Origin of the sequence: Pseudomonas sp. A-RE-22, assembly GCF_019956035.1 — a bacterium.
Lineage (GTDB): Bacteria > Pseudomonadota > Gammaproteobacteria > Pseudomonadales > Pseudomonadaceae > Aquipseudomonas > Aquipseudomonas brassicacearum.
Genome location: NZ_JAHBCZ010000077.1, coordinates 89,702 through 113,275 on the forward strand (window position 1 = coordinate 89,702; position 23,574 = coordinate 113,275).

The 23,574-nt window shown below is 62.9% G+C and carries 16 protein-coding genes; 11 read left to right on the forward strand and 5 right to left on the reverse strand.

What is annotated here, in order from left to right; genetic code table 11:
* Positions 1-168: 168 nt before the first annotated feature.
* From xdhA to guaD, 4 genes are all read left to right on the forward strand, one after another.
* Positions 169-1,623 carry a xanthine dehydrogenase small subunit gene (gene xdhA, locus KGA89_RS27790; RefSeq protein WP_069971037.1) on the forward strand — a complete coding sequence of 485 codons (1,455 nt, stop codon included), beginning with the start codon at positions 169-171 and terminating at the stop codon, positions 1,621-1,623.
* The gene (gene xdhB / locus KGA89_RS27795) at positions 1,616-4,015 is read left to right on the forward strand and encodes a xanthine dehydrogenase molybdopterin binding subunit (protein ID WP_223473052.1); all 2,400 of its coding nucleotides are present in this window, start codon (positions 1,616-1,618) and stop codon (positions 4,013-4,015) included. The genes xdhA and xdhB overlap by 8 nt, the downstream gene beginning before the upstream one ends.
* Before the next feature lie 123 nt (positions 4,016-4,138).
* Positions 4,139-4,981 carry a xanthine dehydrogenase accessory protein XdhC gene (gene xdhC, locus KGA89_RS27800; RefSeq protein WP_003199560.1) on the forward strand — a complete coding sequence of 281 codons (843 nt, stop codon included), beginning with the start codon at positions 4,139-4,141 and terminating at the stop codon, positions 4,979-4,981.
* 19 nt (positions 4,982-5,000) lie between these two features.
* Positions 5,001-6,305 (forward strand): guanine deaminase, encoded by a 1,305-nt coding sequence (guaD, locus tag KGA89_RS27805; protein ID WP_003199558.1) that lies wholly within the window; start codon positions 5,001-5,003, stop codon positions 6,303-6,305.
* Between the two features lie 127 nt (positions 6,306-6,432).
* On the opposite strand, the gene KGA89_RS27810 is transcribed toward guaD, so the two are convergent.
* Positions 6,433-7,197, reverse strand: coding sequence for a GntR family transcriptional regulator (locus KGA89_RS27810; protein WP_003183531.1), 765 nt, complete (start codon positions 7,195-7,197; stop codon positions 6,433-6,435).
* A gap of 244 nt (positions 7,198-7,441) precedes the next feature.
* Here KGA89_RS27810 and KGA89_RS27815 point away from each other — a divergent pair, with 244 nt between their 5' ends.
* On the forward strand, positions 7,442-8,632 hold the full coding sequence (locus KGA89_RS27815; protein WP_003199555.1) for a benzoate/H(+) symporter BenE family transporter: 1,191 nt from the start codon (positions 7,442-7,444) through the stop codon (positions 8,630-8,632).
* A gap of 158 nt (positions 8,633-8,790) precedes the next feature.
* Here the strand turns inward: KGA89_RS27815 and KGA89_RS27820 are convergent, their stop codons facing one another.
* Positions 8,791-9,135 carry a YggL family protein gene (locus tag KGA89_RS27820; RefSeq protein WP_003199553.1) on the reverse strand — a complete coding sequence of 115 codons (345 nt, stop codon included), beginning with the start codon at positions 9,133-9,135 and terminating at the stop codon, positions 8,791-8,793.
* 231 nt (positions 9,136-9,366) lie between these two features.
* Here KGA89_RS27820 and dacB point away from each other — a divergent pair, with 231 nt between their 5' ends.
* The gene (dacB, locus tag KGA89_RS27825; protein WP_223473053.1) at positions 9,367-10,833 is read left to right on the forward strand and encodes a D-alanyl-D-alanine carboxypeptidase/D-alanyl-D-alanine-endopeptidase; all 1,467 of its coding nucleotides are present in this window, start codon (positions 9,367-9,369) and stop codon (positions 10,831-10,833) included.
* Positions 10,834-11,066: 233 nt separating this feature from the next.
* Here dacB and KGA89_RS27830 read toward each other — a convergent pair whose 3' ends face one another.
* A complete protein-coding gene (locus tag KGA89_RS27830; RefSeq protein ID WP_223473054.1) occupies positions 11,067-13,451 on the reverse strand; it encodes a GGDEF domain-containing protein in 2,385 nt (794 codons plus the stop codon).
* Between the two features lie 143 nt (positions 13,452-13,594).
* On the reverse strand, positions 13,595-15,865 hold the full coding sequence (gene rlmKL, locus KGA89_RS27835; RefSeq protein ID WP_003199545.1) for a bifunctional 23S rRNA (guanine(2069)-N(7))-methyltransferase RlmK/23S rRNA (guanine(2445)-N(2))-methyltransferase RlmL: 2,271 nt from the start codon (positions 15,863-15,865) through the stop codon (positions 13,595-13,597).
* Between the two features lie 531 nt (positions 15,866-16,396).
* On the opposite strand from rlmKL, the gene rmf reads away from it, so the two are divergent.
* On the forward strand, positions 16,397-16,612 hold the full coding sequence (gene rmf, locus KGA89_RS27840; protein ID WP_003223300.1) for a ribosome modulation factor: 216 nt from the start codon (positions 16,397-16,399) through the stop codon (positions 16,610-16,612).
* Positions 16,613-16,901: 289 nt separating this feature from the next.
* Here rmf and KGA89_RS27845 read toward each other — a convergent pair whose 3' ends face one another.
* Positions 16,902-17,921 carry a quinone-dependent dihydroorotate dehydrogenase gene (locus KGA89_RS27845; RefSeq protein WP_003199543.1) on the reverse strand — a complete coding sequence of 340 codons (1,020 nt, stop codon included), beginning with the start codon at positions 17,919-17,921 and terminating at the stop codon, positions 16,902-16,904.
* 232 nt (positions 17,922-18,153) lie between these two features.
* Between KGA89_RS27845 and KGA89_RS27850 the strand changes: the two genes are divergently transcribed.
* From KGA89_RS27850 to KGA89_RS27865, 4 genes are all read left to right on the forward strand, one after another.
* Positions 18,154-19,365 (forward strand): CmpA/NrtA family ABC transporter substrate-binding protein, encoded by a 1,212-nt coding sequence (locus tag KGA89_RS27850; protein WP_028237694.1) that lies wholly within the window; start codon positions 18,154-18,156, stop codon positions 19,363-19,365.
* Positions 19,366-19,379: 14 nt separating this feature from the next.
* Positions 19,380-19,955 carry an ANTAR domain-containing response regulator gene (locus KGA89_RS27855; RefSeq protein ID WP_003199539.1) on the forward strand — a complete coding sequence of 192 codons (576 nt, stop codon included), beginning with the start codon at positions 19,380-19,382 and terminating at the stop codon, positions 19,953-19,955.
* Between the two features lie 367 nt (positions 19,956-20,322).
* Positions 20,323-21,534: a nitrate/nitrite transporter gene (locus KGA89_RS27860; RefSeq protein WP_003199537.1), complete on the forward strand. Its 1,212-nt coding sequence runs from the start codon at positions 20,323-20,325 to the stop codon at positions 21,532-21,534.
* 9 nt (positions 21,535-21,543) lie between these two features.
* On the forward strand, positions 21,544-23,214 hold the full coding sequence (locus tag KGA89_RS27865) for a bifunctional protein-serine/threonine kinase/phosphatase (RefSeq protein ID WP_223473055.1): 1,671 nt from the start codon (positions 21,544-21,546) through the stop codon (positions 23,212-23,214).
* Positions 23,215-23,574 lie beyond the last annotated feature (360 nt).

Below are 23,574 nucleotides of genomic sequence, written 5' to 3' on the forward strand. Positions count from 1 at the left end.
ATCGCGAGCAAGCTCGGCTCCCACAGGGTTCTACAGTGTCCATAGATCGTTGTTCATCGACCAAGTGGAATTTCTTGACCTTTAAGTCAGAAAATCGTTGACCGAAAAGTCAGAACTGATAAATTCAGCCCACGTCGATACAACAATAATGAGTCTGCGAGGCCTTCCGTGATCCAGTTTTTACTCAACCAGGAACTCCGTAGCGAGCACGCCCTGGACCCGAACCTGACCGTGCTCAACTATTTACGCGAACACGTTGGTAAACCAGGCACCAAAGAAGGCTGCGCCAGCGGCGATTGTGGCGCGTGCACCGTGGTGGTGGGCGAATTGGAAACGGACGCCGATGGCCGCGAACGCATTCGCTATCGCAGCCTCAACGCGTGCCTGACCTTCGTCTCGTCCCTGCACGGCAAGCAACTGATCAGCGTCGAAGACCTCAAGCACCAGGGCCAACTGCACAGCGTCCAGCAGGCGATGGTCGATTGCCACGGCTCGCAATGCGGCTTCTGCACACCGGGCTTCGTCATGTCGCTGTTCGCCCTGCAAAAGAACAGCGAGCAACCCGACGCCCATAAAGCCCACGAAGCCCTGGCCGGCAATCTCTGCCGTTGCACCGGCTACCGGCCGATCCTGGCCGCTGCCGAGCAGGCCTGCTGTGGCCAGCAGCCAGACCAGTTCGATGCCCGCGAAACCGAAACCATCGCCCGCCTCAAAGCCATTGCGCCGACCGAGACCGGCGAGCTTAACAGTGGCGACAAACGCTGCCTGGTGCCGCTGACCGTCGCCGACCTGGCCGATCTCTACGATGCCTATCCCCAGGCGCGCCTGCTGGCCGGCGGCACGGACCTGGCCCTGGAAGTCACGCAATTTCACCGCACACTGCCGGTGATGATCTACGTGGGCAACGTCGCCGAACTCAAGCGTATCGAACGCTTCGACAATCGCCTGGAAATCGGCGCCGCCGCCGCCCTCTCCGATTGCTACGAAGCCCTGAAAGCAGAGTACCCGGACTTTGGCGAATTGCTGCAGCGCTTCGCCTCGCTGCAGATCCGCAACCAGGGCACCCTGGGCGGCAACATCGGCAACGCCTCACCGATTGGCGACTCGCCGCCCCTGCTGATCGCCCTCGGCGCGCAGATCGTGCTGTGCAAGGGCCAGACCCGCCGCACCCTGGCCCTGGAAGACTATTTCATCGACTACCGGGTCACCGCCCGCCAGGAAAGCGAATTCATCGAAAAGATCATCGTGCCACGGGCCAGCGCCGAACAGGCGTTCCGCGCCTACAAGGTCTCCAAGCGCCTGGACGACGACATTTCCGCCGTGTGCGCGGCGTTCAACCTGCGCATCGACAACGGCGTGGTCCGCGACGCCCGCGTGGCCTTCGGCGGCATGGCCGCGACGCCCAAACGCGCCAAGCATTGCGAAGCGGTATTGATCGGTGCGCCGTGGACCGACAGCAGCGTCGAACGCGCCTGCCTCGCACTGGCCGAAGACTTCACGCCGCTGTCGGACTTCCGCGCCAGCAAGGAATACCGCCTGCTCAGCGCCCGCAACCTGTTGCGCAAATACTTCATCGAACTGCAAACGCCGCACATCGAGACTCGGGTGACCGCTTATGTCTAACCATCACACCGTAGAGAAGACCCAAGCCGAACTCGCCGAGCTGTTCGCCCGCGACCTGACCACCGGCGTGGGCCGCAGCGTCAAGCACGACAGCGCCGCCAAGCATGTGTCCGGCGAGGCCCAGTACATCGATGATCGCCTGGAGTTTCCGAACCAGTTGCACGTCTATGCCCGGCTGTCGGACCGCGCCCACGCCCGGATCATTCGCATCGATACCACGCCCTGCTACGCCTTCGAAGGCGTGCGCATCGCCATTACCCACCAAGACATCCCTGGCCTGAAGGACATTGGCCCGCTGTTGCCGGGTGATCCATTGCTGGCCATCGATGACGTGCAGTTCGTCGGCCAACCAGTGCTGGCCGTCGCCGCCAAGGACCTGGACACCGCGCGCAAGGCGGCGATGGCGGCCATCGTCGAATACGAAGACCTGGAACCGGTGCTGGACGTGGTCGAGGCCCTGCGCAAGCGGCACTTCGTGCTCGACAGCCACACCCACCAGCGCGGCGATTCGGCCACGGCACTGGCGAGCGCCGAGCATCGCATCCAGGGCTCGCTGCACATCGGCGGCCAGGAACACTTTTACCTGGAAACCCAGATTTCCTCGGTGATGCCCACCGAAGACGGCGGCATGCTCGTCTACTGCTCGACCCAGAACCCCACTGAAGTGCAAAAACTGGTGGCCGAGGTGCTGGGCGTGTCGATGAACAAAGTCGTGGTGGACATGCGCCGCATGGGCGGCGGCTTTGGCGGCAAGGAAACCCAGGCCGCCAGCCCGGCTTGCCTGTGCGCCGTCATCGCGCACCTCACCGGCCAGCCGACCAAGATGCGCCTGCCCCGTGTCGAAGACATGCTGATGACCGGCAAGCGCCACCCCTTCTACATCGAATACGACGTCGGCTTCGACAGCACCGGACGCCTGCACGGCATCGCCCTGGAACTGGCCGGCAACTGCGGTTGCTCGCCGGACCTGTCGGCCTCGATCGTCGACCGGGCGATGTTCCATGCCGACAACGCCTACTACCTGGGCGATGCGACCATCAACGGCCACCGCTGCAAGACCAACACCGCGTCGAACACCGCTTACCGCGGTTTCGGCGGGCCCCAAGGCATGGTCGCCATCGAAGAGGTGATGGATGCCATCGCCCGGCACCTGGGGCTCGATCCGCTGGCCGTGCGCAAGGCCAACTATTACGGCAAGACCGAACGCAACGTCACCCACTACTACCAGACCGTCGAGCACAACATGCTCGAGGAAATGACCGCCGAGCTTGAAGAAAGCAGCCAGTACGCCGAACGCCGCGAAGTGATCCGTCGCTACAACGCCAATAGCCCGATCCTGAAAAAGGGCCTGGCGCTGACCCCGGTCAAATTCGGCATTTCCTTTACCGCCAGTTTCCTCAACCAAGCCGGGGCGCTGATCCACGTCTACACCGACGGCAGCATCCACCTGAACCATGGCGGCACCGAAATGGGCCAGGGTTTGAACACCAAGGTCGCGCAAGTGGTGGCCGAGGTGTTCCAGGTGGAAATGGACCGCGTGCAAATCACCGCGACCAACACCGACAAGGTGCCGAACACTTCGCCCACCGCCGCCTCCAGCGGTGCCGACCTGAACGGCAAGGCCGCGCAGAACGCCGCCGAAACCATCAAGCGGCGCCTGGTGGAATTCGCCGCGCGACAGTACAAGGTCAGCGAAGAGGACGTGGAATTCCACAACGGCCATGTGCGGGTGCGCGATCACATCCTGACCTTCGAGTCGCTGGTGCAGCAGGCGTATTTCGCCCAGGTTTCGCTGTCGAGCACCGGCTTCTACAAGACCCCGAAAATCTACTACGACCGCAGCCAGGCCCGTGGCCGGCCGTTCTACTACTACGCCTATGGCGCGGCCTGTGCCGAGGTGATCGTCGACACCCTCACCGGCGAGTACAAGATGCTGCGCACTGACATCCTCCACGACGTCGGCGCCTCGCTGAACCCGGCCATCGACATCGGCCAGGTCGAGGGTGGTTTCATCCAGGGCATGGGCTGGCTGACCATGGAAGAACTGGTGTGGAGCGACAAGGGCAAGCTGATGACCAATGGCCCGGCCAGCTACAAGATCCCCGCCGTGGCCGACATGCCGCTGGACCTGCGGGTCAAGCTGGTGGAAAACCGCAAGAACCCCGAAGACACGGTGTTCCACTCCAAGGCCGTGGGCGAGCCGCCGTTCATGCTCGGCATCGCCGCGTGGTGCGCCATCAAGGACGCCGTGGCGAGCCTGGGGGATTACCGGCACCAACCGAACATCGACGCCCCGGCAACACCGGAACGGGTGTTGTGGGGGTGTGAGCAGATGCGCGGGTTGAGGGCGGTGGAGGTTGGGGAAGCTGAAACCGAGTTGGCTTCGCTTTAGACCGCGGCGCGGCCAATCGCGAGCAAGCTCGCTCCCACATTGGGTCGGTGTTCACAAATCCCCTGTGGGAGCGAGCTTGCTCGCGATGAGGCCGGAACAGACAACAAAGATGTCGAGGTGAATATGTACAACTGGATCAGCGCCCTCGCCGACCTGCAAACCCGCGGTGAACCGTGCGTGCTGGTGACGATCATCGAAGAGCTCGGCTCCACCCCGCGCAACGCCGGTTCGAAGATGGTCATCAGCGCCAGCCAGACGTTCGACACCATCGGTGGCGGACACCTGGAATTCAAGGCCATGGAAATCGCCCGGCACATGCTCGCCAGCGGCCAGCAGAACACCCATCTGGAGCGCTTCAGCCTCGGTGCGAGCCTGGGCCAGTGCTGCGGCGGCGTCACCGTACTGTTGTTCGAACCCATGGGCCAGGTCCAGGCGCAGATCGCCGTGTTCGGCGCCGGCCACGTCGGCCGTGCCCTGGTGCCGCTGCTGGCGAGCCTGCCCTGCAAGGTGCGCTGGATCGACTCACGGGAGGCGGAATTCCCCGAACACCTGCCCCATGGCGTGCGCAAGATCGTCACCGAGGAGCCACTGGATGAAGTCGACGAATTGCCCGTCGGCAGCTACTGCATCGTCATGACCCACAACCATCAGCTCGACCTGGAACTGAGCGCCGCGATCCTCAAGCGCAACGACTTTGCCTACTTCGGCCTGATCGGCTCGAAGACCAAACGGGTCAAGTTCGAGCATCGCCTGCGTGATCGTGGTTTTGACAGCAGCACCTTGCAGCGCATGCGTTGCCCGATGGGCATCGGCGAAGTCAAAGGCAAGTTGCCTGTGGAAATCGCCATCTCCATCACCGGCGAAATCATCGCCACCTATAACGCCGACTTCGGCCAGCACACCGCCCGCGCCGAACCGATTGCCAAGCTGCTGCCGGCCTCGCGCCGCAGCCAGGCGAACCGTTGAACACTCGTTGAGAATTCCCATGCCCCTGACACGCAAAGCCTACCGCGCCGCCCTGCTCCACAGCCTCGCCGACCCGGCCGAAGTCGGTATCGAGGCGTCCTATGAATATTTCGCAGACGGTTTGCTGGTGGTGGAAAACGGCCAGATCAGTGCCATCGGCCACGCCCATGACCTGCTGCCGACCCTGGCAACTGACATCGAAATCACTCATTACCCGGACGCGCTGATCACCCCCGGCCTGATCGACACCCACATCCACCTGCCCCAGACTGGCATGGTTGGCGCCTATGGCGAGCAATTGCTGGACTGGCTCAACACCTACACCTTCCCCTGCGAAAGCCAGTTCGCCGACAAGGCCCACGCCGATGCCGTGGCCGATATTTTCGTCAAGGAACTGCTGCGCAACGGCACCACCACCGCACTGGTGTTCGGCAGCGTGCACCCGCAATCGGTGAATTCGTTTTTTGAAGTGGCCCAGAAGCTCGACCTGCGGATGATCGCCGGCAAAGTGATGATGGACCGCAACGCCCCGGACTACCTGGTCGACACCGCCGAATCCAGCTACACCGAGAGCAAGGCGCTGATCGAGCGCTGGCACGGCAAGGGCCGCCTGCACTACGCCGTGACCCCGCGCTTCGCCCCCACCAGCACTCCGGAACAACTGGCCTTGGCCGGTCAGTTGCTGGGGGAATACCCAGACTTGTACATGCAGACCCACATCAGTGAAAACCTGCAGGAGGTGCAATGGGTCAAAGAGCTGTTCCCGGAGCGCAAGGGCTACCTGGACGTCTACGACCACTACCAACTGCTCGGCGAACGTTCGGTGTTCGCCCACGGCGTGCACTTATGTGACGACGAATGCGCTCGCCTGGCCGAGACCGGTTCGGCCATAGCCTTCTGCCCGACCTCGAACTTTTTCCTCGGCAGCGGCCTGTTCAACCTGCCGATGGCGCAGAAGCATAAAGTGAACGTGGGGTTGGGCACCGACGTGGGTGGCGGCACCAGTTTTTCGCTGCTGCAAACCCTGAACGAAGCCTACAAGGTGATGCAGTTGCAGGGCGCGCGGCTGAGCCCGTTCAAGTCGCTGTACCTGGCCACCCTCGGCGGCGCCCGGGCCCTGCGCCTGGAGGACAAGATCGGGACGTTGCAACCGGGTACCGATGCGGATTTCCTGGTGCTGGACTACAACGCCACGCCGCTGCTGGGCTATCGCCTCAAGCAGGCCAAGGACATTGCCGAGCGGTTGTTCGTGTTGATGACGCTGGGGGATGACCGGACGGTGGCGCAGACTTATGCGGCCGGTAAATTGGTGCATCAGCGGTAGATTTTTGATCGTTCCCACGCTCTGCGTGGGAATGCCTCAACGGACGCTCTGCGTTCGGCTTTTGGGACGCGGAGCGTCCCGGGCTGCGTTCCCACGCAGAGCATGGGAACGATCAGGGTCGGGGGGGTTAGAGCTTAGCGGTCGACCGCCCAGGCTTCTTGCTCTGCAGCAGGTGCGAGAACACCGCATGCAAGTCATCCGACGCACTTTCCTCGTCGAGGTTGAGCTTGCTGTCGATGTGGTCCATGTGATGCATCATCAGGTCCACTGCCAGCGTCGCATCGCGAGCCTCGATGGCGTCGATCAGCTGGGTGTGTTCGTCATAGGAACAGTGGGAACGGTTGCCGCTTTCGTACTGGGCGATGATCAGCGACGTCTGGGACACCAGGCTGCGCTGGAAGCTGATCAGCGGGGCGTTCTTCGCCGCTTCGGCCAGCTTGAGGTGGAACTCGCCCGACAAACGGATGCCGGCGCCGCGGTCGCCACGGGAGAAACTGTCGCGCTCATCGCTGACCATCTGCCGCAGCTCAGCCAATTGTTCGGCCGTGGCGTGCTGCACCGCCAATTCGGTGATCGCCCTTTCCACCAGGCGCCGGGCCATGAATACCTGGCGAGCCTCTTCGACACTCGGGCTCGCCACCACGGCACCGCGGTTGGGCCGCAGCAACACCACGCCTTCGTGAGCCAGGCGTGACAGCGCCCGGCGAATGATCGTGCGGCTGACCCCGAAAATCTCCCCCAGTGCCTCTTCGCTCAACTTTGTACCGGGCGCCAGGCGTTGTTCGAGGATGGCCTCGAAGATATGCGCATAGACAATATCGTCCTGGGTTCCGCTGCGGCCGGCTTTACCGGCTCGCGGTTGTTTCTTGAGGGGCTGCAACTGTTCGTTCATGGGCACTCGAGTCGGGAGAACTGCGGCGAATTGACCGTGACTGTAATACGGCACAGCGGGTCGCTGGCAAGTATCGCGTAAAAAACAGCTCGATTGTACACAACCTCTGATGGCAACACGACTGTACGGCTGTTTGCGGGCATGGCTGTATTGCAATCGGCTACTGCGTTGAGTTTAGGCTTCAAACCCAAAACCTGCGGCGCGATCAAGCCCAGTCAATCTACAACAAGGACCACCGCCCACCATGACCGAAGTCACGACCACACCACTTCGTCCATTGGCCGATACCTCGCCTTCAGCCATCGTCGCCGGGTTCATTGCGATGATGACCGGCTACACCAGTTCCCTGGTGCTGATGTTCCAGGCCGGGCAAGCGGCAGGGCTGACCAGTGGGCAGATTTCTTCGTGGATCTGGGCGATTTCCATCGGCATGGCGGTGTGTTCCATCGGGTTGTCGCTGCGCTATCGCACGCCCATCACCATCGCCTGGTCGACACCCGGCGCGGCGCTGCTGATCACCAGCCTGGGCGGTGTGAGTTACGGCGAGGCCATCGGCGCCTATATCACCTGTGCAGTATTGGTGACGATCTGCGGCCTGACCGGCAGTTTCGAGCGCCTGGTCAAGCGTATTCCAGCCTCGCTGGCGGCGGCGTTGCTGGCGGGGATCCTGTTCAAGATCGGCAGCGAGATCTTCGTCGCCACCCAGCATCGCACCGGCCTGGTGCTGGGGATGTTTTTCACCTACCTGATCGTCAAGCGCCTGTCGCCCCGCTACGCGGTACTGGCGGCACTGTTGATCGGTACGGCGCTGTCGGGCCTGCTGGGGCTGTTGGACTTCAGCGGCTTTGCCCTGGAAGTCGCGACGCCGGTCTGGACCACGCCGCACTTTTCCCTGGCGGCCACCATCAGCATCGGCATTCCGCTGTTCGTGGTGGCGATGACCTCGCAGAACATGCCCGGCATCGCCGTGCTGCGGGCCGACGGTTATAACGTGCCGGCCTCGCCGTTGATCACCAGCACCGGCATCGCCTCGCTGCTGCTGGCACCGTTCGGCTCCCATGGCATCAACCTGGCGGCCATCAGCGCGGCCATCTGCACCGGCCCCCACGCCCACGAAGATCGCAACAAGCGCTACACGGCGGCGGTCTGGTGCGGGATCTTCTACGGGATTGCCGGGGTGTTCGGCGCCACGCTGGCGGCGTTGTTCGCGGCGCTGCCCAAGGAGCTGGTGCTGTCCATCGCGGCCTTGGCGCTGTTCGGGTCGATCATCAATGGCTTGAGCATCGCCATGAGCGAAGTGAAGGAGCGGGAAGCGGCGTTGATCACCTTCATGGTCACGGCGTCGGGGCTGACGCTGTTCTCCATCGGTTCGGCGTTCTGGGGGATTGTGGCGGGGGTGTTGACCTTGCTGATCCTGAACTGGCGTAGCGCCTGATCGTTCCCACGCTCTGCGTGGGCATGCAGCCCGTGACGCTCCGCGTCACTGGACGCGGAGCGTCCCTAGAGGCATTCCCACGCGGAGCGTGGGAACGATCAACCCAACAGACAGGCACAAAAAAACCGGCGCCCGAAAGGGCTGCCGGTTTCTGACCATCAAGCGACCGGATTGATCGGCTTTTCCGGGTACCAGACGTCCATCAGTGGGCTGACTTCAACGCTGGTCAGCTCAGGACGTGCCTTGAGCCAGGCTTCAACGGCAGCGCGCTGCTCTTCGGAAACCGAGCCACGCTTCTGCAGGCAAACCAGACCGTAGTCGTCACCGCCGACGTAGCCCAGGCCGTTGGCTTCCATGGCTTCTTTCAGGAAAGCGTCGAGGAAAGCGTCAATAGCCTCATCGGCCAGATCTTCTTTGAAATCCAGGTTCAGTTCGAAACCCAGCTCTTGAAATTCATCCACGCACAGTTTTTTGCGCAGACGCTGGGAACGGTTAGTCGCCATTGGAACAATCCTCATAAGTAATAACGGCCGGCACTTTACCAGTTTGATGCGTCGATTGCCCGACTGATCGGGCGTATCGGCCTACCGTCGGTAAAAAATAGCAGCCGAAGGGCTCAGGCACGGCCCAAGCGGCTGCGGCTTGGGGCATAATGCCGACACTTTCGTGACCGTTGAGGACGTTCATTTTCATGTCCTCGTTATTTCCCCCTCGCCCGTAGGGTTTTATTTCAAATGATCAAATCTTTGCGTCCACTGCTTCTGGCCAGCCTTCTTCTTCCCCTGGCCCTCCCTGTCACCAGCCACGCCGCCACGATCAACACTGCCCTGTCGCCCAACGTGCAAAAGGCCCTCAAGGCCAGCAAGCTGCAGGATGACGCGCTGTCCCTCGTGATGGTGCCGCTCAATGGCCCCGGCACCCCGACCCTGCACAACGCCGACGTTTCGGTTAACCCCGCTTCCACCATGAAACTGGTGACCACCTACGCGGCCCTGGAAATGCTCGGCCCCAATCACCAGTGGAAAACCGAGTTCTACACCGACGGCACCCTCAACGGCGGGATCCTCAACGGCAACCTGTATCTCAAGGGCGGCGGCGATCCCAAGCTGAACATGGAAAAACTCTGGCTGCTGATGCGCGACCTGCGGGCCAACGGCGTGCAGCAGGTTACCGGCGACCTGGTACTGGACCGAGGCTTCTTCATCCAGCCGCAACTGCCTGAATTCAACGACGACGGCAACGACGAAAACAAACCGTTCCTGGTCAAGCCCGACTCGTTGCTGGTCAACCTCAAGGCCCTGCGCTTCGTCGCCCGTAACGACGGCGGCCGGGTGCTGGTGTCGGTGGAGCCGCCGATTGCGAGCATTCGCATCGACAACCAGGTCAAGGCCGTCAACTCCAAGCAATGCACCGGCGGTGTGCGCTACAACCCGGTGGCCCAGACGGACGGCAGCGTGACAGTGACCGTCGGCGGCCAGCTCGGTGACGGTTGCAGCTCCCAGACCTATCTTTCGCTGCTGGACCATGCCACCTACACCGCAGGCGCGGTGCGGGCGATCTGGAAAGAGCTGGGCGGCAGCATCCAGGGCACGGACCGCCTGGCCGCGACCCCGAGCAACGCCAAGGTGCTGGCCCGGGCGTTCTCCCCGGACCTGGCGGAGATCATCCGCGACATCAACAAATACAGTAACAACACCATGGCCCAGCAACTGTTCCTGAGCCTCGGTGCGCAGTTCCGTAACGAAGCCGACGGTGATGACGCCAAGGCCGCGCAACGGGTGGTGCGCCAGTGGTTGGCCAAGAAAGGCATCACCGCGCCGCACCTGGTGATGGAGAATGGTTCCGGCTTGTCCCGTGCCGAACGGGTCAGCGCCCGGGAAATGGCGGCCATGCTGCAGGCTGCCTGGCGCAGCCCGTACTCGGCCGAGTTCATCAGTTCGATGCCGATTGCCGGCACCGACGGCACCATGCGCAAACGCCTGAAGACCACCGCCATGGCCGGCGAAGCCCACGTCAAGACCGGTACCCTGAACACCGTCCGCGCCATCGCCGGCTTCAGCCGTGACATCAATGGCAATACCTGGGCGGTGGTGGCGATTCTCAACGATCCGAAGCCTTGGGGCGCTTCATCGGTGCTGGACCAGGTGCTGCTGGACCTGTACCGCCAGCCGAAACTGCCGCAGACGGCTTCGGTGCTCTAATCCAGCACAACCCCTATGTGGGAGCGAGCCTGCTCGCGATTCGGTAGGTCAGCAGACATCGATGCTGAATGACACACCGCTTTCGCGAGCAAGCTCGCTCCCACACTTGATCTGCCGCGGGCACAAAACTGGTGTGCGAAGCCGACCCACTGCGGAAGCGAGCTTGCTCGCGATAGCGGCATGTCATTCAGTCTATTCATCAACTGAACCACCGATATCGCGATGATATGTGGCTACCCCAACTGCACCTCAACCCGATCCCGCCCGGCCTGCTTGGCCGCATACACGCCCGAGTCAGCCCTTAGCAGCAACGCATCGGCACCCTCCCCGACGCGCCAGGTGGCGATACCGAAGCTGGCGGTGACAAACCCCACACCCTCGATGGGCGCCGCCCGCAAGCCTTCCCACAGCTCCAATGCCAAGGTGTAGGCACTCTCGCTGTCAGTGTCCGGGCACAGCACCACGAACTCTTCTCCGCCCAGCCGGCAGAACACATCGGTGCGCCGCAACCGTTGGCCGACGCGCTGACAGACGGCCTGCAACACCCGGTCGCCTACTGCGTGGCCATGCTGGTCGTTGATGCGCTTGAAGTGGTCGATGTCGAGCATGATGACCGCCAGCCCCCCGGAACCGCGCTCGACCCGAGCCATCTCCGAAGTCAGGCGATCCTGGAAATAACGACGGTTGCGAATACCGGTCAGGGCGTCGGTCACGGACAGGGCCCGCAGCTCTTCTTCTACGCGCTTGAGGTCGGAAATATCCGAGATGTAGCCGTGCCACAACACCCCGCCGCCGGGCAGTTCCTCGGGCGTGGCCTCGCCGCGTACCCATCGCAGGCCGCGCAAAGGCAGTTGCACCCGGTACTCTTCCCGCCAGGGGCTCAAGGTGTGGGCCGAAGCGCGAATCGAAGCGCGGACGCGCGTGCTGTCCAACGGGTGAATGCGCGAGAAAATCGCCTCGGCGTTCTGCACCAGCACATCGGGTTCCAATTCATAGATGTCGCGAATGCCGTCACTGGCATAGATCACGCTGAAGCGACCGTTGAAATCCATTCTGAACTGGTAGATCCCCCCGGGTACGTGGGCACTGAGCTTTTTCAGCAACAGGTCACGGGCAGCCAATGCTTCGTGGACGCGCTTGCGTTCTGTGATGTCGATGCAGATCGCCAGGTGCCCGATCCACAACCCCTGGTCATCGAGCATCGGTGTGGCGAGCATGTTCACGGTCAGGTGGCTCCCATCGCGGCGCACCAGGGTCCACTCCCGCGCCTGTTGCCCGCCCTGCTCGCCGCCTTCGAGCAGCATCGCGTGGCACGCCGGGATCGGCTTGCCAAAACGCGCGCCGAGTTGGGCGGCGCGGGCCTGGAGTTCGCGCGGTACATGCAGGCTTTCCAGGGTCATGCTCTGCAGGACCTCGCAGCTCGGGTAGCCGAGCATCTGTTCGGCGCCGGCGTTGAAGGTGGTGATGACGCCGCGCAGGTCAGTGGCGATGATCGCGACTTGGGTTGCGGCATCCAGTACACCGCGCAACTGGCCGTGGGTACCGCGCAGCTCCTGCTCCCGGGCGCGCAGTTCACGGGTGCGTTGCTCTACCAGCTTCAAGGCCCGCTGCCGCTGGCTGACCAGCACATAGAGCAAGGCGCTGAGCAGCAGGCTGAGCAAACCGCCAAGTATCACCATGCTGGTGACCGAAGAATGATTGGTGGCCAGGAACACCCGGCTGGGCCGCAATTCCACCCGGTAGTCGCGATCGGCCAGGCGCAGCAGGCGGGTCGACGACAAATCACTACGGCCTGGCGGGTTGTGGGATTCGAACAACGCCTCCTCCGCGTTTTCGCCAGACAGGTCCATGACACGCATCGACAGATTGTCGTGACTGGACGCTGGCAGCCCATCACCCGTCAGTTGCCGCATGCTGATAGCCGCCACCACGTACCCCAACGGTTCGCTGGCCGACTCCCGGGTGACGGGCGCGACCAGTAGTACCCCGCGGGCAAACACCGGGTCGGTGCTCATCAGGTCCAATGGCTGCGAGGCCACCAGTCCGTCACGCTGGCGGGCCCGCTCGAGGGCGGCCCGAGGCAACGGTTCGGAAAGCAGGTCCAGGCCTAGCGGCGCCCCGTAGGAAGCCTGGCTCTGGATGTAGAGCATCGGAGCGTATTCGTCCCGTTCGGAGGCCTGCCGCAAGCCACCGTCGCCGTCTGCCTCGCGGATCGTGAATTGAGTGGCCCCTTCGGCCTGCGCGTGTTGTTCGAACGATTGCCGTTCGTCGCGCAGCACCCTGGGTGCCCAGGCGAAGGCGCGAGTACGCCGCAACAGCGCGTCGGCGTAACCACGAAATTCAGCGTTGGAGACCCCTTCGGAGTTGGCAAAGAAACGCCTGAGGCTGTCGAGGCGTTGCTCCTGGTCCTGGAAGTGTTCTTCGATGCGGCTGAAACGCTCCTCGGCTTGCAGCTCGAAGCGCTGGCGCAATTGCTGATTGAACAGGTTCATCATCGCCCAGGTCAGCAAGCCGGTCAGGACCGTACCGGCCAGCAGGACCAGCGAAGCCACCAGCCAGGCCGAAACGTCTTCGCTGATAAAGCCCAGGATCCTGGGACGCACCTGATGCAATGCCATAAATACAACTCAGAAAGGAACCAGGCATAGGCACAGCCCTGGACACAGCCTAAGTTATAGCTATTCGCCATCACTTTGACCAGTCCCCAAACGAGGCTAGAAGCCTTGAATTACAAGGCTTCGTGGATCCAATCAGCCCCGACTCAACGCGCCATGATCTTCCAGGCGCGGTGGATCTTGCCGTTGCGGGCAAAATCCGGATCAATGGTCTTGGCGGTGATTTCTTCCACCGCATAACGCTCGCCGAGGTTGTCCTCGAGCTGGAACTTGCGGAAGTTGTTGGAGAAATACAGCACGCCGCCCGGCGCCAGGCGCGCCATGGCCAGGTCCAGCAACTGCACGTGGTCGCGCTGCACGTCGAACACGCCTTCCATGCGCTTGGAGTTGGAGAAGGTCGGCGGGTCGATGAAGATCAGGTCGTATTCGTCACGACTGGCTTCAAGCCAGGCCATCACATCGCCCTGCTCCAGGCGGTTCTTGTCGGAAAAACCATTGAGCGACAGGTTGCGCCGCGCCCAGTCCAGGTAGGTCTTGGACAGGTCGACGCTGGTGGTACTGCGCGCGCCACCCTTGGCGGCGTGGACGCTGGCGGTCGCGGTGTAGCAGAACAGGTTGAGGAAACGCTTGCCGGCCGCCTCTTTCTGGATCCGCAGGCGCATCGGCCGATGGTCGAGAAACAGCCCGGTGTCCAGGTAGTCGGTGAGGTTGACCAGCAGCTTCACGCCACCTTCGTTGACCTCGGTGAACTTGCCCTGGGCGCTCTGGCGCTCGTACTGCTTGGTGCCGCTCTGGCGCTCGCGACGCTTGATCACCACGCGGCTCTTGTCCACGTTCAGCGCCTGGGGAATCGCCGCCAGGGCGTCGAACAGCCGGGCCGAGGCTTTTTCCGGGTCGATGGACTTCGGCGCGACGTATTCCTGGACGTGCACCCAGTCGTGGTACAGGTCGATGGCCATGGAATATTCCGGCATGTCGGCATCGTAGACCCGATAACAGTCAACGCCTTCACGCTTGGCCCATTTACTCAGCAGCTTGAGGTTTTTTTGCAGGCGATTGGCGAACATCTGCCCGCCTTCGCTCAACCGCGCCTGCTCGACCACAGGGGCCGGCGCCGGTGCTGGCTTGATCGGGTTGCCGTTCTTGTTGTACTGGCGCTCCTGCGGTACTTCCGGGGCCTGATCGTAGACGGCCTGTTCACGCTCGGCCTGACGCTGTTCCGGGGTACGACGCTCACCCGTGACGAACTGGTCCGGCAACACCTTGATCAGCAGCAATTTGCACGGCAAGGCGCCGTTCCAGAACGAATACTGCTTGTGACTGCGAATGCCCATGCGCTTGCCCAGGTCCGGCGCGCCGGTGAACACCGCCGCCTCCCAGTTCAGGCAGGCCTGGCGCAGACGCTCGCCAAGGTTCTGGTAGAGGTAAAGCAGGCTGGCTTCATCGCCCAGGCGCTCGCCGTACGGTGGGTTGCAGATCACCAGGCCCTTCTGGTTCTGGTCCGGACGCGGCTCGAAGGTGGCGACTTCGCCTTGATAGATCTTGATCCATTCGCTCAGGCCGGCACGTTCGACGTTGTTACGCCCCGGCTGGATCAGTCGTGGGTCGGCTTCGTAGCCGCGAATCCACAACGGTGGCTTGGCCAGGCCAGCGGCGGCGCGTTCACTGGCCTCTTCGTGGAGTTTCTTCCACAACGCCGGCACATGGCCGAGCCAGGCGGTGAAACCCCACTGCTGGCGGCGCAGGTTCGGCGCCATGTCGGCGGCGATCATCCCGGCTTCCACCAGGAACGTGCCCACACCGCACATCGGGTCGGCCAGCGCCCCGCCTTCAGCGGCAATGCGTGGCCAACCGGCACGGATCAGGATCGCGGCGGCGAGGTTTTCCTTCAGCGGCGCGGCGCCCTGCTGCAGGCGATAACCGCGCTGGTGCAGGCTGTGGCCGGAGAGGTCGAGGGAGAGGATCGCTTCGCCGCGGTCCAGGCGCAGGTGGATGCGCAGGTCCGGGTTGAGCTTGTCGATGGACGGCCGCTCGCCCGTCGGCGTGCGCAGCTTGTCGACGATGGCGTCCTTGACCTTCAAGGCGCCGAAATGGGTGTTGTCGATGCCCGAGCCGTGGCCGCTGAACTCCACCGCCAGGGTGCCATCGGCCAGCATGTGGTCTTGCCAGTCGACATCCAGCACGCCGTGGTACAGGTCTTCGGCGTCCTTCATCGGGAAGCGCTTGAGTACCAGCAACACGCGGTTGGCCAAGCGCGACCACAGGCACAGGCGATACGCCGTTTCCATGTCGGCCATGCCGCGCACGGCCGAGGTGTGCTCGCGCGCCTCTTCAAGGCCAAGCCCGACGGCTTCCTCGATGAGCAGGCCTTCGAGGCCCTTGGGGCAAGTGAGGAAGAGTTCGAAACGATCGGACATGGGATTTCCAGAGCCTTTGGCTAAGTGGACCGGGCAACGCATTGCCGGGCCGGGTTCAATCAGGTGCTTTTCTCAAGAGCACCCGCGTGGCACGAAAGTGTGCCGTGCCACCCTCGCCGCTCAGGTTAAAAGAGCTTAGATGCGAAGGCAGAAAAAAAATTCTGTGCAACAAATTGTGAAAACTCGACCCTTTCGTCGAATAGTACCCGAGTGCAACGGGAGGACATTCTCATCCGAGCCAGACCTACCCCTTTCGGCGCAGGGCCGATCATACAGGGGTCTTGCTCAAAAGCGGTCAACGAACATCAAGTTACTTATCGCCCTAACATCTTTATTGTTACGTGCTTATGACAAAACGATCATTCCATCCATGTGACGCTTTGGTTAGAACTCAACACAGGTTGACGTCGCAACGGCGTCAACACCTCGGCTCGTCACGCCGGCAACGAGCCACCAACGGCAGAATGATTCTGCCCCGGCCTCGATAGAGGTCGACGCTAAGTAACAGTCAACAAGTGAGGGCAACACCCTATGAGAAGACTTAAGCGTGATCCGTTGGAAAGAGCATTTTTACGTGGTTACCAATATGGCGTTGGTGGTAAATCCCGTGAGCTTTGCCCCTTTACTCTACCGTCGGTACGTCAAGCCTGGATCAATGGCTGGCGAGAAGGACGCGGCGACAACTGGGACGGTATGACCGGCACTGCGGGTATCCATAGACTCAACGAACTTCACGCCGTCGGCTGACACAGGGCTTAATACTCAAGAACTCGACAATTTGACACTCATATCGATTTAACCACGCACGTCCCATCCGGACGGCGGGCTACGGCCCAGGGGGCTCCTTCGAGGAGCCCTTTTTAATGCCTGGGTTTCAAGAGGTTGAGCTGCAAACACTGTTGTGGCGACACGCTGTGGGAGCAAGGCTTGCCCGCGATGAAGACGACGCGGTCTACCTGGAACCGAGGCGCCTGCATCGCGAGCAAGCTTTGCTCCCACAACTTGCTCGCATCAATAGATGCCGACCGTTCCTGAATCAACCCAACGCCGCAATGGCATCCACCGACTCACGAATCAACGCCGGCCCCTTATAGATAAAGCCCGAATAAATCTGCACCAGGCTCGCCCCGGCGGTGATCTTCTCGGCGGCGTGGCGGCCTTCGGTAATCCCGCCCGCGGCGATGATCGGCAAGCGCCCCGCCAATTCAGCGGCCAGCACCTTCACGGTGTGGGTGCTCTTGTCACGTACTGGCGCGCCAGACAAGCCGCCCGCCTCGTCACCGTGTTCCAGCCCTTCGACACCTTCGCGACCCAGGGTCGTGTTGGTGGCGATTACTGCGTCCATGCCCGTCTCGATCAGGGCCTGGGCCACCTGGGTGGTCTCTTCGTCGGTCATGTCCGGGGCGATCTTGATCGCCAGCGGCACGTGCCGGCCGTGAATCAACGCCAGTTCTGCGCGCCGCCGGGCCAGGTCGGCCAGCAGTTGCTTGAGCGAATCACCGAACTGCAGGCTGCGCAGCCCCGGAGTGTTGGGGGAGCTGACGTTGACGGTCACGTAGCTGGCGTGGGCGTAGACCTTGTCCAGGCAGATCAGGTAGTCGTCGACGGCGCGCTCCACCGGCGTGTCGAAATTCTTGCCGATGTTGATGCCCAGCACGCCCTTGTACTTGGCCGCGGCCACACGGGCCAACAGATGATCGACGCCCAGGTTGTTGAACCCCATGCGGTTGATGATCGCCTCGGCTTGCGGCAGGCGGAAAAGCCGTGGCTTGGGGTTGCCCGGCTGCGGTCGGGGGGTGACGGTGCCGATTTCCACGAAACCGAAACCCAACTGGGCGAACCCGTCGATGGCCGCGCCATTCTTGTCCAGGCCCGCCGCCAGCCCGACCGGGTTGGGGAATTCCAGGCCCATGACCGTCACCGGCAATTTTGCCGGGGCCTTGCACAACAAACCGTTTAGGCCGAGGCGTCCGCCCGCGCCGATCAAGTCCAGGGACAGGTCGTGGGAAGTTTCCGGGGAGAGTTTGAACAGCAGTTCACGGGCCAGGGTGTACATGGGCGGCTTTGACTCGGGCGACGAAATGAGGCGGCGATTATAGCCGGGCAACGGCGGCTCAAGCGAGGCGCCCGCACAAAACGATAGCGCTGGCATATGCCTTGCACCCTTTTGGTCATCAGCGCCCATGCCAACGACGGAATGAGTGCCACACTGTTTTAAGGGACAACGGCGTCGTCGTCCGGTCTCCTGGGCCCGGACACGGCGCTTTTTTATGTGGAAGGTGATACCGATGAATGAAGTTCCAGCCAACCCCCTGGCCTGGGTCAACGGCAGCGATGCCCCGGAAAAGAGCGCGGTCAACCTCGGTTTCATGGCCTTGAGCGACTGTGCCCCGCTCGTCGTGGCCGCCACCCAGGGCTTCGCCCAACCCTACGGCCTGACCCTGAACCTCAAGCGCCAGGCCTCCTGGGCCAACCTGCGCGACAAGCTGGTCAGCGGCGAAATCGATGCCGCCCATAGCCTGTATGGGCTGATCTACGCGGTGCACCTGGGCATCGGCGGGGTCGCGGCGAGCGACATGGCCGTGCTGATGGGGCTGAACCAGAACGGCCAGAGCATCAACCTGTCCCATGGCCTGCAGGCCCAGGGCGTGACCAGTCCTGAAGCACTGGAACGGCACGTGCACCAAACTCGCCCGAAACTGACCTTCGCCCAGACCTTCCCCACCGGCACCCACGCCATGTGGCTCTATTACTGGCTCGCCGCCCAGGGCATCCACCCGTTGTCGGATGTCGACAGCGTGGTCGTGCCTCCACCGCAAATGATCGCGCACCTGCAAGCCGGGCGTATCGACGGGTTTTGCGTCGGCGAGCCTTGGTGCGCCAGCGCGGTGAAGCAGAACCTCGGTTTCACCCTGGCGACCACACAGACCATCTGGCCCGATCACCCGGAAAAAGTCCTGGGTTGCACCCGCGCGTTCGTCGAGCAATACCCCAATACCGCCCGGGCCCTGGTGATGGCGATCCTCGAAGCCAGCCGCTTCATCGAACAAAGCAGCGAAAACCGTCGCAGCACCGCGCAACTGTTGACTGCGCCTGAATACCTCGACGCCCCGCTGGACTGCATCGAGCCGCGCCTGCTGGGGATCTATGCCGACGGCTTGGGCAACAGCTGGCAGGATCCCCACGCCATGCGCTTTCATGGCAATGGCGAGGTGAACCTGCCATACCTGTCGGACGGCATGTGGTTCATGACCCAGTTCCGCCGCTGGGGCCTGCTGCGCGAAGATCCCGATTACCTGGCCGTGGCCCAGGACGTCCAGCAACTCAAGCTGTACCGCGAAGCCTGCGCGGCGCTGGACATCGCCTCCCCGCGCCAGGACATGCGCAGCAGCCAACTGATCGACGGCATCACCTGGGACGGCTCGGATCCGGCCGGGTACGCCCGCAGCTTCAAACTGCACGCCTTGAGCGATGCGGCTCCCCTTCTCGCCAGCCGCTGACAGGAGCCACGACCATGCTGCGTATCCTGCTGATCAACGACACCGCGAAAAAAGTCGGTCGCCTCAAGGCTGCCCTGATTGAAGCCGGGTTCGAAGTCATCGACGAATCCGGCCTGACCATCGACCTGCCAGCGCGCGTCGAAACGGTGCGTCCGGACGTGATCCTGATCGATACCGAGTCACCCGGACGCGATGTGATGGAGCAAGTGGTGCTGGTCAGTCGCGACCAGCCACGACCGATCGTCATGTTTACCGACGAGCACGACCCCAATGTGATGCGCCAGGCGATCAAGTCGGGCGTCAGCGCCTACATCGTCGAAGGCATCCACGCCGCGCGCCTGCAACCGATCCTCGACGTGGCCATGGCCCGCTTCGAAAGCGACCAGGCCCTGCGCGCCCAGCTCCTGGCCCGGGATCAGCAATTGGCTGAGCGCAAGCGCATCGAACTGGCCAAGGGCATGCTGATGAAGATGAAGGAATGCAACGAGGAACAGGCCTACACCCTGATGCGCCGCCAGGCCATGAGCCGCCAGCAGAAGCTGATCCAGGTGGCGGAGCAGATCATTGCCATGAATGAGCTGCTGGGCTGAAAGCCTTGTAGCGCCTGCCTCGCCCCCTACTAATGATCGTTCCCACGCTCTGCGTGGGAATGCCGCCAGGGACGCTCCGCGTTCCGCTTCACAAGGTGACGCAGAGCGTCACGGGATGCATTCCCACGCAGAGCGTAGGAACGATCATGACAGACCTGGCACAGATCTCGCTTAAGCAAACCCACAGGTAACCAACGGCGGTTGCCCCACCTACGACAAAGACGTCGCACACCCTTCTTGCCTCTCTGGCGATCCGGGTTGCGGCGTTTTTTTGTTTTGGCCCTTCGGGACCGGTGGTGCGACCACAGACGGCGCACTGCTCAAAGCACTGACTCATTTCTCGAGACTTTTACAGCTGAGGTGCGCGATGAATTCAAGCTTCTGGAAATCCGGCCATACCCCGACCCTGTTCGCGGCCTTCCTCTACTTCGACCTGAGCTTCATGGTCTGGTACCTGCTCGGCCCACTGGCGGTACAGATCTCCGCTGACCTGCACCTGACCACCCAGCAACGCGGCCTGATGGTCGCGACGCCGATCCTGGCTGGCGCCGTGCTGCGTTTGTTCATGGGCCTGCTGGCCGACCGGATCTCGCCAAAAACCGCCGGCATGGTGGGCCAGGTGATCGTGATCAGCGCGCTGTTCTGCGCCTGGAAACTGGGTATCCACAGCTACGAACAAGCCCTGCTGCTCGGCCTGTTCCTGGGTGTGGCCGGTGCTTCGTTCGCCGTGGCCCTGCCGCTGGCGTCCCAGTGGTATCCGCCACAGCATCAAGGCAAGGCCATGGGCATTGCCGGTGCTGGTAACTCGGGCACCGTGCTCGCTGCGTTGATCGCACCGGTCATGGCCGTGGCCTTCGGCTGGACCAACGTGTTCGGCTTCGCGCTGATCCCGCTGGTGCTGACCCTGGTGCTTTTCGCCTGGCTGGCCAAGAACGCCCCCGAGCGGCCAAAAGCCAAATCCATGGCCGACTACCTCAAGGCCCTGGGCGACCGCGACAGCTGGTGGTTCATGTTCTTCTACAGCGTGACCTTCGGCGGCTTCATCGGCCTGGCCAGCGCCCTGCCCGGCTACTTCAACGACCAATATGGCCTGAGCCCGGTCACCGCCGGCTACTACACCGCTGCCTGCGTCTTCGGTGGCAGCCTGATGCGCCCATTGGGCGGCGCCCTGGCGGACCGTTTCGGCGGCATCCGCACCTTGCTGGGCATGTACACTGTGGCGGCCGTCTGCATCGCCGCAGTGGGCTTCAACCTGCCGAGTTCCTACGCGGCCCTGGCCCTGTTCGTCTGCACCATGCTCGGTTTGGGTGCGGGCAACGGCGCGGTGTTCCAACTGGTGCCACAACGCTTCCGTCGCGAGATCGGCGTGATGACCGGGCTGATCGGCATGGCCGGCGGCATCGGCGGTTTCGCCCTGGCGGCGGGCATGGGCGCGATCAAGCAAAGCACCGGCAGCTATCAACTGGCGCTGTGGTTGTTCGCCAGCCTCGGTGTCCTGGCCTGGTTCGGCCTGCACGGCGTCAAGCGTCGCTGGAGAACCACTTGGGGTTCGGCAGCTGTCACCGCTGCTCGGGTATAAGCTGCAACCATGAGCCTGCAACTGAGTTTCGCCGAAGCCAGTGCCATCGGCCCGCGGGAGGAAAACCAGGACGCCCTGCGCCTGGTCACCCCCGCCCCAGCCCTGGCCGCCAGCAAGGGTTACCTGTTCGCCATCGCCGACGGCGTGAGCCAATGCGCCGACGGCGGGCTGGCCGCCCGTTCGACCTTGCAGGCGCTGGCCCTGGACTACTACTCCACGCCGCAAACCTGGGGCGTGGCCCAGGCGCTGGACCGGCTGTTGCTGGCGCAGAATCGCTGGCTGCAAGCCAACGGTGGCGGGCAACCGCTGCTCACCACCGTCAGCGCCCTGGTCCTGCGGGGCCGGCGCTTCACCCTCGCGCATGTCGGCGATTGCCGAGTCTACCGCTGGCACGCCGACCACCTGCAACGGGTCAGTGAGGATCACGTCTGGGAACAGCAAGGCATGCAGCATGTGCTCAAGCGCGCCCTGGGCCTGGATCAACACCTGATCCTCGACTTTCTCGACGGCGAGCTGCGCACCGACGAAACCTTCGTGCTGCTCAGCGACGGCGTCTGGGCGGTCCTGGGGGATACGGCCATCGCCGGTATCCTGCGCGACCAGCCGGACCTGGACCTGGCCGCGCAGACGCTGGTCAACGCCGCACACCTGGCCGGTAGCCAGGACAACGCCAGCGCCTTGCTGGTGCGGGTCGATGCGGTGGGCGAAGCCAGCATCGGCGATGCCCTGATCCAGCTGCAGCAATGGCCCCTGCCACCTGCGCTGAAACCGGGCCAGGTGTTCGAGGGCTGGCAGATCGAAAGCCTGCTCGGCCACAGCCAGCAATCGTTGCTCTACCGGGTACGCGACGGCCAGGGCCAACCCTGGCTGCTGAAAACCCTGCCCGTGCATCTACGGGACGACAGCCGGGCCGGACAGGCCCTGCTTTCGGAAGAATGGTTTCTCAAGCGCGTCGCCGGGCGGCAGTTTCCCGAGGTCCATGGCGTTCCCCAGCGTCAGCATTTGTACTACGTGATGCGGGAATATCCGGGTGCGACCCTGGCCGAGCTGTTCAACCAGGGCGGGCCGCTACCTCTGGCCCAGTGGTTGGACCTGGCGCAACGGCTGGTGCGGGCGGTGGGCCTGTTGCATCGAAGGCAGATCTACCACCGCGACATCAAGCCGGAAAACCTGCACCAGGGCGACGACGGGGAATTGCGCCTGCTGGATTTCGGCCTGGCGTACTGCCCGGGCCTGTCCGAGGACCAGGCCAACGTCTTGCCCGGCACCCCCAGCTACATTGCCCCGGAAGCCTTCGGCGGCACCGCGCCAACGGCGCAACAGGATTTGTATGCCGTCGGCGTGACCTTGTATTTCCTGCTGACCGGGCACTATCCCTACGGCGAAATCGAAGCCTTCCAGCGCCCGCGCTTTGGCGTGCCGGTCAGTGCCAGCCGCTATCGGCCGGACCTGCCCGAATGGCTCGGGCAAAGCCTGGAACGCGCCGTCGCGGCGGATCCGGAGCAGCGTTTTGAAACCGCCGAGGAATGGTTGTTGCTGCTGGAACAGGGCGAGCGCCGCAGCTTGAGCGTCAGGCCCAGGCCGCTGCTGGAAAGGGAGCCGCTGAAGGTCTGGCGGACGTTGGCGCTGGTGTCGCTGGTGGTGAATCTGGTGCTGCTGTTTCTAGTGTTTCATGGCTGAGATCCGGTCGCGCCCATCGCGAGCAAGCTTTGCTCCCACAGGGAATTTGCTGCCACAGGGGATCTGCTGTGGGAGCAAAGCTTGCTCGCGATGGCGGCCTGCCTGCCACTACCAAGCTGCCGGCTGCCACGCTCCATTACCGGGCAACACGCTTTGATTCGGTGCAATAAATCCCTCCCCAATCCGCTCCACCAGCCCGCCACTCAATAAATCCGTGCCTTCGCGCCAGTTGGCACAACCACTGCATAATCCCTTTCAACAGACATAAGGCAACGCCTCCAACGATGAAGGCGGTGCTTCCCGAGAGAACGGGACCAGGACAAAGGCGTCCTCGCTAGCTTGCTAGCGGGACGCCTTTTT